2 protein-coding genes are annotated in these 1,258 nt (G+C 45.7%); both read right to left on the bottom strand.

Going from position 1 to position 1,258, the window contains the following annotated elements:
• Positions 1 to 276 (bottom strand): SDR family NAD(P)-dependent oxidoreductase (locus EA14781_RS22175; protein WP_042336394.1); only part of this gene is annotated, 276 nt, incomplete at its 3' end.
• Positions 277 to 345: 69 nt separating this feature from the next.
• A partial coding sequence (locus tag EA14781_RS22170; RefSeq protein WP_042336392.1) for a sugar-binding transcriptional regulator occupies positions 346 to 1,258 on the bottom strand: 913 nt, incomplete at its 5' end.

Below are 1,258 nucleotides of genomic sequence, written 5' to 3'. Positions count from 1 at the left end.
CCACAGACGTGGAAAGTTCACACCAGCGTTATTGACCAGACCATCAATCCGCCCAAAGTGCTGAATTATTTGTGCAACAGTGTTATTTACTTGTTGAGCACAAGAAATATCTGTTGGCCAGAATTGATAGTCATGGTTATGTTCGCCAGCATGAATATCCACAACCTGGACATTCGCACCTTGTGCTAATAACTCCTCAACAATGGCATAACCAATTCCCGATGTTCCACCGGTCACAATAATTATCTTGCCTGCTAAATTTAACCATGTTTGCATCATTTTCTCTCCATGTAGATAAAGTGATCCCCCATAAAATGAATTATGTCGAATCAGAATAAATAGTGTTTATTGCAATAGTAATTCGGCTGTTTGGCAATTGGTAACTAAGCAATTAATATATTTACCGCGTAACGCGCCAAGAATTCCACTCAGCTTTTCTTCTCCCATGGCTATGCCAATCGAGTAACGTGCGTTCTTTAATTTATGGATTTCGATAGATAATGTTTTTTCGTTTATCTGAGTCTCGACGGTTACACCATTAATATCATAAAAGCGGGAACAGATATCGCCCGCAATTTGCCCTGCGTATAAATCGTCACTCTCTTCCCGACCATAAAAGGCGTGCCAGTTCGCACCGTCGCGTATTGCGGGCGAACCAATCCCAACTAACGCGATATCAATATTATTCCAGTAATCCGCAATAGTGCGAAAATGTTGTGATTGCATAATGCCGTTACGAATCAAAGCATTATCCAGTAATGCTGGAAAATCGGCGAGATGAGACTCCCCTTTTAGTTTTGCCGCCGCGCCGTAGGTGAGGGTATTCACATGGTAACGGCTTTCCAGTTTTCCCGAGGGGCCGCCAATGATAGGCACACAAATATGCTGGCGTGACTGGTTGGTGGTCGAAAGCCCTTCAACCATCGCCCGCACTGCACGCCCCCAGGAAAAACCGATGATATCGCCGGGTTCCAGCAGCCGCTCCAACATTTGCGCCCCTTGTACACCCAGCATTGCCAGTTGCTCTTCTTCTTGTTCATATTGGCAGGGCACCACTACCGCTTCTTTCAGACCAAATTTGTGCTTTAACTGTTGTTCCAGCCACAAGTTCTCGTTGTAGTTGTAATTGATAGAGATGCTCACCACGCCCAGTTCACGGCCGCGTTTTAGCAGGCGACTGATGGTCGTGCGATAAATACCTAACTCGCGGGCGATTTGCGCCTGAGTCATTTCCTGATCGTAATAAAGCTGCGCGGGT

The organism is Escherichia albertii NBRC 107761 = DSM 17582 (assembly GCF_000759775.1).
GTDB classification, from domain to species: Bacteria; Pseudomonadota; Gammaproteobacteria; order Enterobacterales; family Enterobacteriaceae; genus Escherichia; species Escherichia albertii.
The sequence above is the reverse complement of the archived record's forward strand: the minus strand, read 5'-3'. Positions and strand labels throughout refer to the sequence as shown.